Origin of the sequence: [Flexibacter] sp. ATCC 35208, assembly GCF_001975825.1 — a bacterium.
Classification (GTDB): Bacteria; Bacteroidota; Bacteroidia; order Chitinophagales; family Chitinophagaceae; genus Chitinophaga.
Map to the genome: position 1 here is coordinate 7,818 of NZ_MTKN01000054.1, position 18,489 is coordinate 26,306.

General features: G+C 44.7%; 6 protein-coding genes. All 6 read right to left on the reverse strand.

Annotation, left to right across the window (positions count from 1 at the left end; translation table 11 throughout):
- Positions 1 to 276 (reverse strand): hypothetical protein (locus BW716_RS36950; RefSeq protein WP_179091282.1); only part of this gene is annotated, 276 nt, incomplete at its 3' end.
- Positions 277 to 8,796, reverse strand: coding sequence for an RHS repeat-associated core domain-containing protein (locus tag BW716_RS26525; protein WP_083727803.1), 8,520 nt, complete (start codon positions 8,794 to 8,796; stop codon positions 277 to 279).
- A 9-nt stretch (positions 8,797 to 8,805) separates the two neighbouring features.
- Positions 8,806 to 9,558 (reverse strand): hypothetical protein, encoded by a 753-nt coding sequence (locus BW716_RS26530; protein ID WP_083727805.1) that lies wholly within the window; start codon positions 9,556 to 9,558, stop codon positions 8,806 to 8,808.
- Positions 9,559 to 9,568: 10 nt separating this feature from the next.
- On the reverse strand, positions 9,569 to 16,942 hold the full coding sequence (locus BW716_RS26535; protein ID WP_083727807.1) for a hypothetical protein: 7,374 nt from the start codon (positions 16,940 to 16,942) through the stop codon (positions 9,569 to 9,571).
- Complete coding sequence (locus BW716_RS26540; protein WP_083727809.1) at positions 16,939 to 17,403, reverse strand: hypothetical protein; 465 nt, start codon at positions 17,401 to 17,403, stop codon at positions 16,939 to 16,941. Before BW716_RS26540 ends, BW716_RS26535 begins: the two co-directional genes overlap by 4 nt.
- Complete coding sequence (locus BW716_RS26545; protein WP_083727811.1) at positions 17,400 to 18,488, reverse strand: hypothetical protein; 1,089 nt, start codon at positions 18,486 to 18,488, stop codon at positions 17,400 to 17,402. Before BW716_RS26545 ends, BW716_RS26540 begins: the two co-directional genes overlap by 4 nt.
- Position 18,489: the final 1 nt, after the last annotated feature.

Genomic DNA, 18,489 nt, shown 5'->3' on the forward strand with positions numbered 1-18,489 from the left:
TCCAAATAATACAAACCTGTCTTCTAAATATAATGGCTTAATAAAGTAAAAATGGCTTAACACCTGAATTAAATCTGCAAAGTTGCTATTTTCTACCAGTTCGGCAAACATTCCCCATTCCCTGTTTTCTCCTTTAAGCGACCTCTTATACCGAATCAATGTTTCAGGAAAATCGTCCTTGTCCGACGGCTCAAGCGAATCAAATATTGCCCTTACTTGGGAAAATACTGCATACTGATAAATAGAAATAAACTCTTTTATAGCTAAAGCATCCATCTATTGTAATTTATTTGTAAATGTGTTGTGTACTTTGTTTGTCGGCATTTCCTCCGGTTTTACCATTTCGATAACGTTTACCGGAGTAAACCCTTTTGATCCATTTTGCTGGAAAAATATCACTGCATGTGTCACCGTCTTATTAAGTTTTGCGGACGCCTGTGAAGCATCCTGATAGTAAGCATTCCATCCCCCTACAACAAATGTTGCTGGATCAGCTTTTGAGAGGTTGAAAAACTGAAAATTGGCCATCTCACTCTCTGATGCGTAATAAATCCCAACGGTCCCTGGACGCATTGATCCCGTTCTGGAATTATTCCCACGAGCAAAACGAACTACCTGTTGATAATCCTTCTGACCAAGCCCTGCCTCAACCATCATCATTTCATCTTCTTGCCATTTCGCATCAGTTAAATCACCTACCAATAAAGGATCCTGTCCATATGTTTGCTGGTAAACGGTTAACATCATTCCTAAAATACTGGTTGCAGCCCCAAATTTATGCCAAAGAGATGTAAAGCCTTTTCCAGTATGTAATTGTTGCGGCAACGCAATGCCTATCTTGTTCTCCTGATTCAGGTGGTGCATATGTAGTATTTGTCCCTTAAAATCTCTGAACGCTGTAAACTGGTCCACAAATATTTTATCAGCAACCGGTGATAAACCATTATCCAAAGCATATTTGTTTGAATTACTCCAGATGATTGATGGATCATTATTACGAACCTGATCCCAATACCAGGAAGGATTATCAAGTATACCATTTGCCCTAGTTTGCGTATACTTTATTTTACCATTAGCTAATGTATGCTCCTTTGGCATCTTTGTCAGATCAACCTTCAACTTATTATAAATATACTTCTTACTACCGGGAGGCGTGCCTGTAGAGGCGCCATTCTCATCTATGAACCTAATAGGATTGTTTGACGCATATGAATAGGGACTGAGCCACGCAAATTTGTTCATGTAAGGATCTAACGAGGAAAACTTACCAATCCTAGGATCATAAATTCTCGCACCAAAATCGATCTGATTCCCTTCCCCCTTCACCTCATTATCATTCTCCTTCCCATTAAACCCATACCTATACCCTCCTAAACTCCACTTCCTATCCCCCATCCCCATCCCAAAAGGATAATAATCCCCCGCACTCATCACCTCCGCAACATAATGATCCCCTTCCGGAAGACCCTTATCACTCACCGTCACCAACACATTCCCCAAATGATTCACCAACTCATACCTCCTCACTCCCACCTTATTCCATGTCGAATCCACCTCTCCCCCTACTACCAATCCCGGCTCCCACAATCCCAATCTACTACTCCCATACAAATGCTGCTCCTTCCAGTACTGATCACTCCCTCCTCCAACATTCCCATACACTGCCAGCACATTCCCCGCCGCATCACGCACATACCATGTCTTATCCGTCACTCCGCCATGCGTATAACCCTTATACACCCTATTCCCGCCCGCATCATACCTATATTCCAAAGAACTCCCATCCCCCTTCATAATCCCACTTATCTTCCCATACACCGTCCACTTTATAGTAACTACACTATCCCTAACATTAGCAATCAGGTTACCAACATTATCATAAATATAATTATTTACCCCCTGACTTGAAACATCCTCCGTATATGGATCACCCGCAATACTATCCAACACCTGCGTTAATCTGTTACTACTCAAATACCCCTGACCATCCCGCGCATACACATACTTCAAACTATCCATCTGCAACTGCTTGCCGCCAGCTCCACTCCCATACCGCGTATACCGCAATATATTCCCATTCCCGTCATAACTGATATCCTCCTTATAAGCATTACCAACAGATAAAACATTCCAGCTGGCAGCTCCATTAACCAGCGAATGCTGACGCATCGCCGTCAAACGGTTCAACTGATCATACCGGTAAGAATACCCAACAGGATTCCCGGAATTGATTTTTGAAAGTGCTAATGTACTCCTGCTGATATTCCCATTATACAAATTACGCCCCATCACATCCCCCGTCTGTCCAACCCATTTCAAACCTAATGAATTCGTATCAACAATCGCCTTATAATCCCCCGCATAATAATCCAGGCTATATGCATACGCATCCCGCGCTATTGCCCCTCTTATGCCCCCTATCACCCCATCACGACCCATATCAGTACCTGCTGTCAGATAGTTCCCATTCACACCCTTTAACCACCCCTGCAAGGTATACGCATAATCTACCCCCTGCACCAGCTCCATATCCCCTAATTCCATCCTTGCCAATGGCCCATGCAGATAATAACGATACCCCGCATCTGTCTTCGGATTCATAATCTCCCAGCCATCTGCCGATACACTATCTATTCCACTACCCGCCTTCGTCAACCGGTTCTCCGCATCATACTGATAATTATAATAAAACCGATCTGCCCCACCACGCTGATAACGAACCTTATTCACCTTGCCACTTACAAGGTCATATTGATAATCTACCCGTTTCACCCCCAGATCCTGCACCTGCTGCCACAACGTCTTTACATTCCCTATCTGGTCGTAACTATAATAGCTCGCCTGCAATGGCGTACTTCCCGCATCCTGGTAAGTAGTGGCCGCCACACGCTTACGCAGGTTCTCCTGGTTCAACCCCGCTGCTGCATACGCCTCATCATAAAATGTTCTCGTTATCTGTGCATCACTTCCCGCACCCAAAAATACCTCCGGAGAAGACATAAATATCTCTGATCCTGTAAGGCTAGCTCCACTCTTCTCTCCTACCTCTATCACTCTCCCCTGTGCATCATACTTTGTATAACTATACCTCCCTGTAGCCCCACCATTCACAGCCACCACCTGCTCCGCATTCTGCGACGTCACCAACCTACCTAACCTATCATACCAGTAACTACTCACTCCCGCATCCGGCGTACGCTGTTGCGTGATACCATTCAACGACTGGTAACCATAAGACGTCGCCAGCGTATGCCCCGGATACACCGCCGAAAACTGCATCTCTACCGTACTGCCCCCTGCTCCAACAGCAGGCAGATTATAACGACCCCAATAACTTAACGACTTTGTAAGCACCGTATCATACGCCGGACTTAACCCCAGACAAGGTACCGCCGCATTCGCCGCTATCTCTGCCCCCGACAACAACCTATTGTATAACCGAAAATGCTTCAGCGTACTCAAATTCTCAGGATAGATAAACCCCGACCCCGTATTCGTCAACGTCCACCCACAACCACCTGCCGGGGCCCCTGCACTCAATGGACACAATACCCCATTCACATACACCGCCAGGTCTCCACTGTTCAAACCCTGACCCTGCAATACCACATGGGTCCACTGCCGTAACGGTAATATCGCCTGCAGATCTGCTACCAGGTGCTTTGATATCGCAAAATCTATAGTCGCTCCATCCACCGCCGGTGCCATCGTATAAATGGACATGTACAAATAACGACCACTGATACAGGTATTAAACAGGTATTTATTTCCCCCCGTCGTTGCCAGTACCTGGTTATTGTCCATAGCAGGATTATACAACCACCACTCCATTGCCGAATTGGTACCCGCCTGCAATACCGTACTTAACCTGTTTAAAATCGTATCCTTATTGGCCGCTACTACAGGACCGCTATACGTACACGCAGATGCTACATTATCCCGTGCATCCCATACCTGTTGCTGATAAGACGCATCCAGCAGGTGTACTCCCTCCGGTGGTATCGTGCGCACAAGGTTACCTGCCTGATCATAATAGTATAATGTAAAATGGTACAATTGCTGTAAAGCCGTCAGTTCCAACCTGGGCTTCACACTGCTGCAATAAGCGATGTACCCTTTCCTGAACTGCCGCTCTTCTTCTGCTATATATTCTTTATAAAGTACAATCCCACTTAATGCCGCATGATTGATCAGCTGCTTCATACAGCTATATGGATCCTGACTCACGGTCGAAAATACAGGCTGATTCGTTAATACAGCCGATGAATTCACCAGCAGCTTTGCCTCAAAATCCTTATAATCTGAATAAGACAAAGTGAACCCCCAACGGTGATTCAGATAAGTGGCATAAATGCTTTCATAATTAGCACTGGTCGTATCAAGGGACATCTCAGATTGCATGGCCGCTACTCCCTGTTGGTAACCAAAGCCGCTAACATAACCCTGTGCTCCAGGGTCCATAAACACGGGCAACTGTATCTCATCCGCCAGTAAGTAACGACAATTGTTACAGCTATTCTGCAAACTCATAAGTTCTGCCTCTGTCAGCGTCATCGCAGCACCAAACTTATTTACAAGGAACTGATAAAATCCGCCCGCTGCGTTATTATATTCCTGCGTCAGTGCTGCCAGCCTTGCACAGATACTACTATCTGTCTTTTGAACAGAGACATTCGTCGCCTGTAACTTTACATTGTATGGATAAGGTGCATCCAGTAACCACGGGTTACAAAGCATATCCAGCGAAGTAATACCCAATACCCCTTTGATCGCCTCTTTAAAGGATACATAACCGCCGGAAGGCGCCGATCCGGGTAAAGTACTCGCTCCATTCAGATGATCCACATCACCACCCGCCTTACATACCTGCAATAATTTTGTACGCAGTAAATCCGCCTTTGCAGCATAAGCTGCATTGCTGTTTAAACAACCCGCCAACTGTTGCATCCAGTAATCTGCCTGCGCTTCACAATTTTCACTTACAGACTGCGTAACCGCTGCTGATACCTGCGCCGCTAATGCGGTCGTATCTGTTGATACTCCTGCTGTACTGTAAGAAACACTGTTGATACGGGAAACTTTATTTTTTAAGGCAGCCGCACAATTGTTTGTGACAGGTGTAGCAGGGTTGGGATTACTACAGCCCGAACCTTCTATCGTTCCTCCCGCATCACTTACACTCTGCAATACATACGTCAGCGATTTTGTACTACCTGTAAAAACATAACTGTAAATCTTCGCACCCGGATTCTCATGAAATGAAAACTCCACGCCCGCTGTTACACTCGCCCCCGTCGGAATATCAGGCCCGGAATAATGCATGATACAATTCCAGTTGGCAATACCTGTGGCCGGATCATAGGTAGTATTATCCCGTTGAATGCTCAGCGTGAAGTTTGACAAACTCTTCGCCACATCACAATCAAATGTACTTCCACTGTCATCAGGACGACAGGAAATTCCCTTCACCTGAACGGAACCCGTGTTGATGGCACTTGAAATACAGATAGCTGCTTCCGTCTGACCAGCTGCAAATGCCACCGAATCCACCTGTGTCAATCCAGCATATTCGTCAGGATAATACAAAGACAAGGTAACTGCACTCGTCAGCCCCGCACCACTGTATGTAATTTTCAGGGATTGTAAATCAGTGCCACAGGTGGCAGTTCCCGCCTCTACATTAAAAGCAGACAACTCCGGACAGGTGGTTACGGCATAACTCAATGTATCGCCTACCACACATACTCCTCCACAATAAGCCGAAGTGCCCCGCGCTGTTGCGTAGTATCTTTCCTTCAACTCAAGATACTTATCACGATACATCCGCCACTCCAGGTCTGCTATCCGGCAACTGGTTACAGGCGAACAGGAAGACCAGTTATTTGCATTCGGTAACGGGTTATTATTTGTGTTCGTACTCCCTGTATTATCCGCACAATACAACAGGTAATCTACATAGTCCGGTAAATTTTTAACAGCATATCCCGAGGCATTAAAACCAACCACATTTTTGCTATAATCGGTAAGATCTGCTATAAAACTGGTCTTATAACTACTTAACACACCACTAAATGCGGTATCCTGTGCTACCAGCCAACTGATATTACTCTTATTATAAACAGCAGCTGGTAATACACCCGTAATACCTGCTACCGTCTGCACCTGCTTTATCTTATCATCCCACTGGTACGCCGTACTGTTATCATAACAAAACCTCAACGCACAATACTCCGGATGATATTTAATAAACCGTGCCGCCCATTCTGGCTTCCAATAACGCAATAACATCGTCAGCGTAAAATGCGCATCATAGGGAGACATCACCGAACCATCCTCCATCTCAAACTGCTCTTCAATATATTCACTACTGGTCGCACTCTTTATAGGGAACTCATCCCGCCAGTGATTATACAATACATTTATGGTTCTTTCCAATGCAGAATCTCCATCAAATAATGCATACTGCCCTCCCGGACTTACATCCAGTTTTAACGTATTTTCCAGATCTTCACACGGCGATGATTGACAAGAAACCTGCAAACGCTGACATTGTGCCAACAACGAATCATACAATGTATTGGACCAGGTATTAATCGCAGTACCCGTCACCCCATTCTGTGCTAATCTGGACACCACAGCAGCCGTAAAATCTGTCTTTGCACCCAATGATGTCAGGCAGGTACTGCAATCGCTAAAACATCCTGAAAAGTCCTGACCTTGCAAGGCCTGCTGTACAAACTGCCACTGCGTCTTCAGATTGGTATTCCTCTTTATAAAATCAGCCGTATAATTAGCGATGGCTGAATCATTCAGCCCTAATTCAAAAGACACGTAATACTCGCCGATCTGGTCAAAATTCAAATTGATTCCCCCTGTCAAAGCATTCACATCATTACAATTGCTGACCAGACTTCCAACAGGCCTTGCCCCTGCACTATCATACAAGATCCTGTTACAGTTGTCCGTAACCCGGATCTTTAAGTCATAATAACAGTTACTATATATTGTAACGCCACTCTCACTATAGGTTTTTATCAGCTTGTCTATATTATACCTGAGCGTAGCAGGACCAGGTACTGCCGATGAATAGGTCGTGGTTGCACTCAGCTTCAGCTTTGCAGGATCAAATGTATACTGACTGGATTCTATTAATAAAAATGTCTCTTCGGTAGAATCAGGCTTCGAAGGTAATCCATCCAAATTAGCAGGCGCCCCACCCGCCAGTGCCGTCGCTATCGTCTTACCCGCTGCGTTCAGGTAACTGACACTTACCTGTCCATTTCCATCCATTACCATGTTTTTCAGGTAATGAGATGCATAACCTACATCATTGCCAAACATCCTGTCTAATTCCCATTGTGCAGGTTTCCCATAATATAATTTCGTAGCTTTATTTCCCGGCTGAAACAACTCTCCTACTCCCCCCTGCACACTCATCCTTCCTGTATTATCAGGCGTATAAAGATTTACAGCAAATGGATACCCATTCGCATCCGGAATAAATTTATTCGTACTGTCACTTAAAAACGGATTCAAAGGAGAATAATAACGTGCCGCACCCGAATCATTACTCATCTTGCCTGGAACAGGAATACAGTCTGTCGTATTTCCATACACATTTGCATAAGTATAGTTTCCACCCCCTAATGCATGATGCATGCCCGGGTAATAATTCAACCTGCTCTGTGTAATTGGTGCCGGCAATATATTCACCAACGGACGCCCAAATTCATCATACAGGGTCTCCTGGATCATTGCCCGCTGATCGGAATTATTGACCGTTACTGTCTGCCGGGTACGAAGCGTACCATCAAAATAACTGACCACCTCCTTCTTCATTCCGCCCTCTGCATACACAGCACTATACTGCCAGTTCAAATCAGACCGGTGCCTGGCAGAATCCAGTAATATTACCGACGGTCCTGCAACCCCACCTTGTTTCAACTGGTAAAACCAGTCTCCTTCCTGCCTGAATCCGTCATCAGTATACTGAACAGGCCTTATCCTCACTGGTAAATACTGGGATATATGGATAAGTGAAATCTCAAAATACTCCCGCGGAATCGTTACCCGCGTGGCATTATTGCGGAACAAACCAGCCAGTGTAGCAGCAGTCACACTACTTCCCTGCTGCGCCAGCAACCTGCCATTATCTGATAACTCATCGATAAAAGTCCATTCCAGGTCATACTCCTCCGCTCCTGTATATTTCTCCCAGGTAAGCATCACGGCAGAAGTATCTACTGTAGCAACGGGTACAATTGTTTTGGTGAGATCCCAATCGTATGACCGCTCTACCACTACCTGCCCCATCAACCGGAATATGGTTGGCAATGTCGTTCCTAACTCCGCACTGGTGATGCTGTTGACCGTAAGTCTTACCTTATACCCGTTCAGGAATTTATATGTATCTGTCGCCCTGTAAGCAACTCCCTCCGTCGGCGTATATGTAACCTGCAATTTCACATGGTCATTCGTAATTGGATCCGTCTGACTGGGCTGCGACCAATATTCCACCTTCAGATCTATCTCACATTTGAAGGCTGAAACAGGCATAGTCCCCCCATCTCTATACAATCCAAACGTGATGATATTCGTCACTGTCCGGTTATGTATCTTTGTCCAGTCAACATTACTATTCAAAAACTTCTCATCTTTTATTTCCAGTACATCTCCCTGCTTTAAACCTCCCTGCAGCTGGTTCTGATAAGATTCAATCGCAGTAAAAGCCTTTGCTGTGTGCAAAGTGCATAACATGACTGCCAGTAACATGATCTTCTTAAAAGCGGAACCCATATAAAAAGATTAACGATCTTTAATTAATTCATACCCGGAAAGCGCCACAGCCAGGCCATTGCTGATTTTAATATAACGGTTGCTGTTCAGCAACTCCTTGCGCACTACACCCGGTTTACAACTACTGATGCGGATACCGATAAATTTATCTCTGGTGGTATCGATAGGATGAGCTTCATCCGTCACTCTCATATAAGTCTGCTTTATCCACCCTGTACTGTCAAATGTGATATCATAAGCACGGCAGGTAGGATGCCTGTGGTTTAATAAGGAAATATGTACGCCCGCTTCATTCACACTACGCGTGATTGCATACCCCTCCTCCGCCAGTAAGGTAGCTTCCTTCCCCACTGATAATTTCATCGGGTTCACTACCTCCCTCGGTGGTGAAAGGAATACCTTATGTATATCATGTGCCACTACGATATAGGCGTTCTGCAATGAGATCATCTCCTGCCGGCCAACCCGGTAATATGCTTCCTGCCCATTTCTGGTATAACAAAAAGTCGTCTCCATATTCCGCGTACTGTCTGCCAGATCCCTCGCCGTAATAGTTCCCTCTATCGTGAGCACGGTCAATGTGTCCATTTTATGTAATACAGTACTCAGCTCCTGCAAAACACCTGTCTGATCAGAAGCAACAGGTTTGCTTTCTGCATATGTAGCAGGTTTAATCATACCATAACCACCCGGTCTGATTACCGCATAACCAACAGCCCCCAATATCAATACAGGAATCACCAGCAATATTTTTACCTTCATAATCCAGCAATTAATTTTTTCTTAATGCAGAACGGTTTTCTTTAATAGTCATAATACCACGCTCGGTTTCCTTCTTCACGCGTATCAATGATCCTTCATCATCATACTCATAGAAGGTGGCATAGTTATTCTCATCTAACTCTGCCATCACCCGCATATTTTTATCATCATAAGTAAAAGTCTTCAGCTGTCCGTCATAAGGAAATATGCGGATGTCATCTATCGACACATTAGCACCACCGCTCAGTGTTACATCCACAGCAGCCATATCACCCGTACCTATCCAGGTGGGAATCTCCAGATTACCTTCTACCAGTTTCCAGCCTTCCACTACAGCTTTCTTTTTAAAGACGACTGTATTGTTATTCACTGTAAGCGTAATGCCCGCACTGGCACTTGCCGGTTGTCCATCTCTTACCCATGCTGTGAAAATATACCGGCGATTGGTTACAGGGCAGAACCCGCGCAGGCCCAGCCATCCTTCTGGTTTACGGAGATACTCTCCCCACTGGTTATTGTTCAGGTAAATACCTGGCGTATGCTCGTAGGTATATACATATGTTTTCAGGTTAATCGGGCTGCTTAATTTCAGGCTATAATTACCACTATGCGCATTGACACTATCCAGCCGGCTGACGTAATTATCGCCCAGGGCCTTGCGGATATCAAATTCATCCGGCTTACAGGGTAGCACATTCACACAGGATGCGTTGAATTTATAATCATCAAACCCATCGTAAAATATCTCTCGCTGTCGCATATTGGCACCTATAGCCACTGGCAGGGAAGATTTAAATCCAAAACGCACGGCACTATATATCCCAAGTGCATTCTTCGTTTCCTGCTCCTGTGCGTATTCATCATATAAACCAATTGTATTGGATACGACCCAACCATTATTGGTAGACATCCCCCAGCCATTGTTATAGAACCAGTAGGCACTAAACTGCTGATAGGCTCCATTATTCCGTATATCTGCCTTCACGGCATTATTTGCAGGTAACTCCTGCCCGGTGCGGGAGGTGAGCCATACCATTTCCTTCCAGGGAAGCCAGTTACCCAGGTAACCGGTTACATAAGGATTCAGTACCTGGCCATTAGGAATGGCAGGACAACCAGCCACACTATCACATAAGCTCACAGGTCCGCCTGAGCAGGTGAACCGCTGGGCTTCGATGACACCGTTCACATTTTTCACATAGGAGTTATATGGCTTGCCGGTCAGCAGATCATTGGTGGAGAAGATCCTGTTTAAATTGGGATAGTCTGTATTCAACTGCGCCAGCGTATTATTATATACTTCCACACCTACGGCATGCTGAGCAGCCGAATTATAGGCTTCGATGGTGATGATATGTTGTCCCTCCGAAAGATATACTGGCCGTACATTCCACAATACAAATGGTTTTGAATCTGTAGCACTTTCCATCAGCTCTTCCCGCCACAACATTCCATCAATATATATCCTCACCATATTATCCGCCCCATATCCTATATAGCACCATTTGCTTTCCGGTACTTTCAGACATGCTTCAACACCTATCCACTTCAGGTCATAAGCTTTACTTAACCAGATACCTGTCGCATTCAACATACCACAATAACCGGATGATCTTGCAGCGCTGGTCTCTACAGAGTCTTCTATTGCCGATGCACCGGTCACCTGACCTACCCTCGAAAAAGTATAGATCTGACAGCTATCGGTACCCCACATAGAACTTTTTCGCCGGGTATCTTCTGTCCCCGCTACGTTATAAAATACAGCTCCTTCTTTCGAATAAACACCCGTCTGGTTACCTTCTGCTACCAGCAAACCTGTATCGGCACTTACGGTGGTGGAGTTAGGTATACATGCCTGTCCATCTGCCGTATTGGTATAACCATCCGGACATGCACCCTTAGGTTTGAATCCACAGTTGGGCGTACCATCGCACATGGCAGGCGTCGCACCATTCGAACACCTGTAATTGACAGATTTTTTTCCGCCTGAAGGATCCAGGTAAAATGCCAGCAGGTTATTGTCAGTCGCAGCATTTTTAGTAGAGAAAAGAGTAATATTATTGAGCGCTGCGGCAGAGTTGACTGCCCGCAATGTAGCCGAATCCGTATTATAGATCTCTATAGCAGCAGCCTTCTGGTAGTACAGGTTCAACGCATCCATGCGGATCACATGCTTACCGGCGGGTAACTTTACCTGACGGATATTCCAGATCTGCTGGTTATTCTGATCCTCACCTGTAAACTCCTTGATCAACCTGCCGTCCACATAAATACGCATCAGGTCATCCCCGGCATGACCGATGTAATAATTCTTAGTGACCGGTACATCAATGCACTTTTCAATTCCCCACCAGGTATTATCCTTTGCCTGTTTTAGCCACACACCAGCCGTTTTAAGACGATTCTTCCAGGTAGTATCGCTAAGGATCAATTTCTGATTATTACTGGTGCTATCATACCAATAAGCCCCTTTAATGCCATAGGTTTTATAATAATCACCAGGTATAAAATCAAACCCACTTGCCGCAGGCGTAGCTGGCAACATACAATCCCCGTTCGGTCCCTCTATATACCCTTCCGGACAACTCTTTATATTACAATCAGCCGCCTGTCCCCACGCCTCTGCATACAGCATGGCAGAGGCATTTAATACCTTGTAGGCAGACAGGTCTTCATTACTTACCATCTTCAACACATTCCCTGAAACCGGGTTTTGTAAGGTGGTCATGCCTGCAGCCGATGCCCCCAGCAGGTTGCGATAGCCGGACCGGCATATCTTCACTGTTCCCCGGTAGTACTTCACAATTCTGCCGGAAGCCTCTATTACACGCAGCTTATTTACGGTGGAAGTATTTGTTGGTGAATTCACTACCCACATACGCATTCCTGTCATTACATCGATCAGTTCATCGCCGGGAGACAAATAATTTAAATAAGAAGAACCCGGGAGCGCATTTTCATCCGTTGTAAAACTATCCATCAGCAAACCGAGGTTCTGGTAAGCCATCCCCATCTGCTTATACATCCAATAAGCCGGAATATTGGTAGTATACACAGGATCATTGAACTCATTTTCACTTTGCGTCACCACCGGACCACCCGTATTCTTGTCGAACAAAACATTCACAGATGTAATACTTGATCCATTTATTCGCTTCACTACTTTCGATACCACTCCAGTATACTCGATCGTTTTTACAATAGATGCAGACCGGAACAACCTGTAATCATCATTCTTAGACCAGGGGAAATGCGGAAGTGGAACTACCCACGGTCCAAAAGGGATCACATCTATACCAAGATTAATACTCTTGCCTGTATTGTTCATCTCTGACTGACGCATATCTGCAAACATTTCTATCTCCCGTCCAATCACCTGATCTTTGGTGATCTTACCTGTTTCATCAACAACATCTACCACGTTTGATAAGCGCATAGTTCCACCTTCCTCAGTAGCATTATAATAATATTCAGTAGCGGAGATCTCCTGACCGGATTGGTTGAACACTCTTTCTGCCTTAGCCCTGCCATGCATGTCATTCAGGAAAATGGCATAGCCCTGTGACATAGTCAGTTCATAAATAGATTTACCACCAAAGAAATTGGCCCAGGTTTTAGGATTATTCAGCACCTGTTCCGGCATGGTCTGCTCTATTCTAACCGGGAATTCTTTTGCTGTATAGAATTCATAAGTTAGCCAACCGGTTTTATTCGCTTCGTCTGCCACACCATTCGCCCCGAGGCTTTTCACCTTCACTTCGCGGTATACCACCTGGGGCGCCGGGAAGAAAGATTCCCCCATCGGTTCTTCCAGGTAGAAATAATTATTAAGTCCCCACTTTACATCCTGGGTATATGCTACCGGCAGACGCATAGGGTTTTCATCGCCACCCACAGCCGGTTCATAAGAGGCTACACCACTACTGATGCGCTGACCATTCTGTATAGTCGTATATTCATATTCCTGCCCATAAGCAGCGGCTTGTTCTGCCCATTCGTCCTGCAGTTTAATCCGCTTTACACGAACACCACCTCCCAGTTTCGGTTTATCCTGTTTTGCAATTCGTACAAAACTTTTATTCAGGTTTATTTTAGCAGCAAACTTTTTCCGGTAAGCTTTCTTATTAAAATTCTCCCAGAGTTCAGAAAGGTTTTTAATGGAATTACCCAAGGCTTTTACCGCGGCAGTGACGGGTCTGTCATCATTGATACGATTATTATAACCTGGATAGGCATAACGTGGCAGCTCCAGCCGCATGCGCTGCCAGGCAGCACTGATAAAAGGATTAACACCAGGGTTGCCTTCTGTATCATTTTCCATCCCGATGATAGCGGTATTTCCGTCAAATTTTACGGAAGCTATCTTTCCATAGACAGGTACGAACTCAAACTTATTTTCTGTTGTTGCATTTACATCATCTGTCAGGTTAACATATACCTTCGCATAGAGATAACCAGAACCATTCAGGTATGTGTTGATAAACCACTGCTTTAATAGATCCGGATCATTCGCTACTGATACATCCGGTATCTTTGGAACAGTTAATTGAAACAACTTAGCATCCCGGAGTGAGGTGGTAGCATTATTATCACCATCCAACATTCCGGCTATTTTCACCATTTCCATCGCAAGCCGGTTCTGTACATAAGCATAATCATCTGATTCATAAGTGACCTTAATCACCCCTCCTGATGGTAGTTTGATTTCAGACAAATGCCACATGGAAGCATTTTGTGCTGCCCTGGCAGAATCCCGGGTAGTATAGGGGAATTCATCATTCGCTAACCCGGAAAAATTATCCAGGCTATTCGCGTTAGAAGGTTTTAAGGTTCCCCAGCGGTCTGACGACAGGTAGGCATATGTCTGGCCATCGTTGTAGTTAAAGGAGTATGCATTCTGTTCTCCTTTCCCTGAGCTGGCATATTTGAAATAAACTTTTTTAAGCGTCAGTTTTCCCCAGCCATGTATACTATTCGGTATGCCCTGACACAGAGATGAATCATATTCAAACACAACCGTTTTTACGGGGGTTTTCAAATTACTTCTCGCATACAGCCTGATCTCTTTCAGGTATTTCTGTTTGACGGTCGTATCCATATTTCCATACAGATCGCAGCCCAGGGCATCCATTCTGTCCGCTGTGATAAAATAGGCGATCATATTTTTTGTTTCAATGGAGTGCAGGTATCTCAGTTCTTTTTCTCCATATACAAAAGATGCCTTATCATCATCAGGATCCGCATTGAGCGAACGGTTGTAGTTGGCCGTTCTCGTGCCGTAGGGGGTACGCCAGTGAAAGTCCTTATTGACCTTTGAATAGTTAAACTTTATAGCAGTGCCCCTGTCATCCTCACTCACACCATCACCTGTTACGTCTACATAATCAGGAGACAGGATAGCCGTCAACAAATAGGATGTTGCATAAGCGGGCTGCACTTCTTTATGGAAATATTCATTGGTAAGCGATGACCCTCCGGATTTTGGTACATGACCTGGTTCTCCCTTTTCAACAGGGAATTTCACAATATTTTTGTCTGCCTGCAGTGAATCTTTATTGGTGGCAAATGAGTATTCCACCTGTTGTTTGTTATAAACCGGCAAGCCATATACCATTCGTTTTCCATCACCACCGGTAATCATCATTTCAGAAATATGATGATCCTTTCTGAATGAGTTCACTCTTTCTTCTTCAGTATACGATAGCTCACTACAGGACGCGGTGGCGAAACTATTATAAACGTTAAAAGCGTAATTCCTGATCTTCTTATCCAATGCAGCCTGCGCAGCTTCCCCGGCAGTCAGGTACATCACCGGTGCATTTCTGATCTGCCTGCCGGAACGTTTATAAGGTGCGGAAGGAGTAACTATCCCTGCACTGTCCCTCAGTTTTCCCTGTGCACTCTTCCCATCCAGTGGTACGCTGACAGCTCTTTCTCCCAGGATACGGTTAAAAAATGCCGGATCCTCCAACTGCTGTTCACCGGTATGTTTGAAATATGCTTCCTCCTCTCCTACATTACTTCTTTGTACAAAGTCGCCCTTCGCCAAAAAGTCATTTGCTGCCTGCCATTTACCATTGGTGCTGCTGATGTCCTGGTTATAAATAGAAACACCTCCATGAAAATAGGCCCCGGCACCGTATTCCACACTGGCAGATGTATTGTCTGTTACGTCCTGCGTGCGGTTATCAAAGAATACCCCGCTGTGGTTCCGGTACAGCCGGATCTGTCCACCACCAGCCTGACTGGTATAAGAGAAAAGATCAGGAGTAGCCACGGGTAAAGCCAGGTTATGCATAGATGTGTCCACCGGATTATCTTTTTCACGCATAAAATCCATCATGGCTGCTGGTACATCTTTTCCTTTTTCTGCGTATAAAAACCCATATGTCGGGTTGTATTGTAACTGGTTTTTAACTTCCCTTTTTGTTTTGTAGCCAGTCACACCTACACCGCCGTATACTCCCCATGCCGTGCCACCAATATCACCACTGAATGTATAATTGGCGGATTTAAAAGAGATTTCAGATTTAGGATAAAAAGGAGGAGTATTATAATTTTTGGTAACACCTCCTACATACATACTGGCACTTTGACCTTTTCCATCCTCGTCCTGATCTTCTTTGCTTCCTTTAAACGAAAAGGAAGAACCTAATGTCAATGATTTCAGTCCTTCCCGGGTATTATATCCCAGGTTCATGGAAAGCGAGGAGGATGTGGAACCATATCCTGCCATTCTGTGGGATAATGATAAGGATACGGAAGGAGTTACCGATACCCCATCGGATGTATTGGAATTCACACCCAGTCCAAGGCCAATTCCGGGGGTATAAGCAGAAGAATTTGTCAATGATAGGCTGAGACCAGCGTTAGCACCCACTTCTGCGCCTATCCCTGTATAGTTATCACTGAAGATACCGACAGATAAGGAGCCTTCCAGGCCTACAGAAGAGTTACCAAAGAGCTCTCCCCGCACCGTCAGCCGCGCACCCACCGTGATCTTGGGCTTCATATAATTTGAAGTCAACACACTGTCTCCATAGCTATCATCAGGCAGACCGCGCAGCTGTCTGTTTACCGCTCCTGTGTTCAGGTTCCACCCCAGCCCCACCCAGCTGGCTTCGTCATCCATCCCAATGCCTGACTGGTAATTGAGATTGATTGGATACCCCTCAACGTCCAGCAGCGGGATATTATATTTGAAGTTACCTGTTGAAAGGTCTACCATATCACTGGTACCTGCCTGCATAAATTGTTTGGCTTCCGGCTGTGCAGGACCAGAGGTCAATGCCCATGCAACAGAGGGGTATATGCTCTGTATGAAAAGCAAAGCGAGGAAAAAACAGGCGATTCTCTTACGGCTACTAGTATTGCTGATAATCATATCTGCTGATTGAATGAATCTACATGTGCAATAGCGCTACCCTCTAATGGGAAACTCATTAACTGATTGGTAAAAAGCCAGTCTTTAAATACCAACTCACAGTTTACCTGGGAAAAAGCATTGGGGCGGTTAAATAACAGCAGGTATTCAATCCCGTTCATATTCCCATTGGCCACCCTGATCACGTCTACCGGGTGCAGGGTATCTTTTACATTAACAAAAGAGAATAGGGTATCCAGGCCATAATTAAACCTGAGATGATCTGTATTTTTCAATGGAGAACCGTTACTGTTGTTAATATTCAACCTGAAACGAAGCAGGTCTTTGTCATCAGATGGCAAATACTGCAGGCTCAGTGAAAAGCCATTAATATTTTTTTCCTGAACCAACAGCTCTTTCTTTCCTTTTTTACAGGCACAGCATATCAGCAACAAGGCTGTGATGATCACTTTATTTCTCATTCTGCATTTTTGTAGATAAACCTTAATTGTTTTTCCTCTCCATCAGGCAACTTCACATTCATGATGTAGAAATAGCTATCAGTGAATGATTTATTATCAGAAAGATCAATCACCACCTGGTTTCTACCTCTTGTTACTTTTACCTTTGGCAGTTTTGTTACCTGTTGTTCTGGCTTAGTCAGGCAACGAATAGTGTATTGAAGAGTGGTCGCTTCATAAGTATTGTTAAATGCAAATAGCAACTCCCCTCTTGCTATATAAAAATTGCCTTTGGCTAAATCTTCTATGTTTCTGAATGCTTCTCTGGATGTACTTGTAGAATCTTTTTCGCAGTCAATATTGAAATCCCATATTTCAGATTCAGCAAGGATTAGATCATTCCTATAAGCGGCTACCTGCCATGCATATTTCTTTCCTTCCACCAGTTCATTCGTTATAGAAGGATATAATTGCAGGGGCATGGGAATGTTCCGTTGATTAATTATTGCGAGGTTGCTCCTGATAGCTTCTACGGGTTGCTGACCATCTTTCACTTCTACAAGGATCATTCTGTATTGCACACCGTTTATAGCTGGTATAAGAGGTTGCCAGGAAAAGGCCGGGCGTTTGTCACATATCTTATCACCATCATAGGGCTGAATGAGTTGCAGACTGCTGAATGGCTCCAGGTTATAGTTAAAGCATTGATCGCCTGATAAGGAACCATTATGAGATACACCTTCGTATAACTGAAAACAATAATCATAGTCTCCTGCCGGGAAAAAACCACTCTGACTAATGACAGTAGCCAGCTTATTATTGGCGAATGCTACCGATGCATTATAGGCCGCACTGGCAGGTATATTGTTGACACCTGGTAATAGTTCAAAAGGTGGTGTTTGAATGGTGAGCACAGTACCAGTAGATGCCTCTGTGATTATTATTTTGAGATTAACTGTTTGCCGGGCGCCATTATTGCCAATGCGTGCCTTCCAGACACCATCGATCGTGCGCCCCTGCACCTCCGGCATAAAGGCAATAGTCAGCTGTGCCTTTACGACTATACATAAGCAGGTAAACAATGCTGTGAATATTACTCTTTTCATG

Bases quoted from the DNA above. Each gene is read 5' to 3' on its own strand.
- BW716_RS26525 (WP_083727803.1), bottom strand. From the start codon at position 8,796: ATGGGTTCCGCTTTTAAGAAGATCATGTTACTGGCAGTCATGTTATGC.
- BW716_RS26530 (WP_083727805.1), bottom strand. From the start codon at position 9,558: ATGAAGGTAAAAATATTGCTGGTGATTCCTGTATTGATATTGGGGGCT.
- BW716_RS26535 (WP_083727807.1), bottom strand. From the start codon at position 16,942: ATGATTATCAGCAATACTAGTAGCCGTAAGAGAATCGCCTGTTTTTTC.
- BW716_RS26540 (WP_083727809.1), bottom strand. From the start codon at position 17,403: ATGAGAAATAAAGTGATCATCACAGCCTTGTTGCTGATATGCTGTGCC.
- BW716_RS26545 (WP_083727811.1), bottom strand. From the start codon at position 18,488: ATGAAAAGAGTAATATTCACAGCATTGTTTACCTGCTTATGTATAGTC.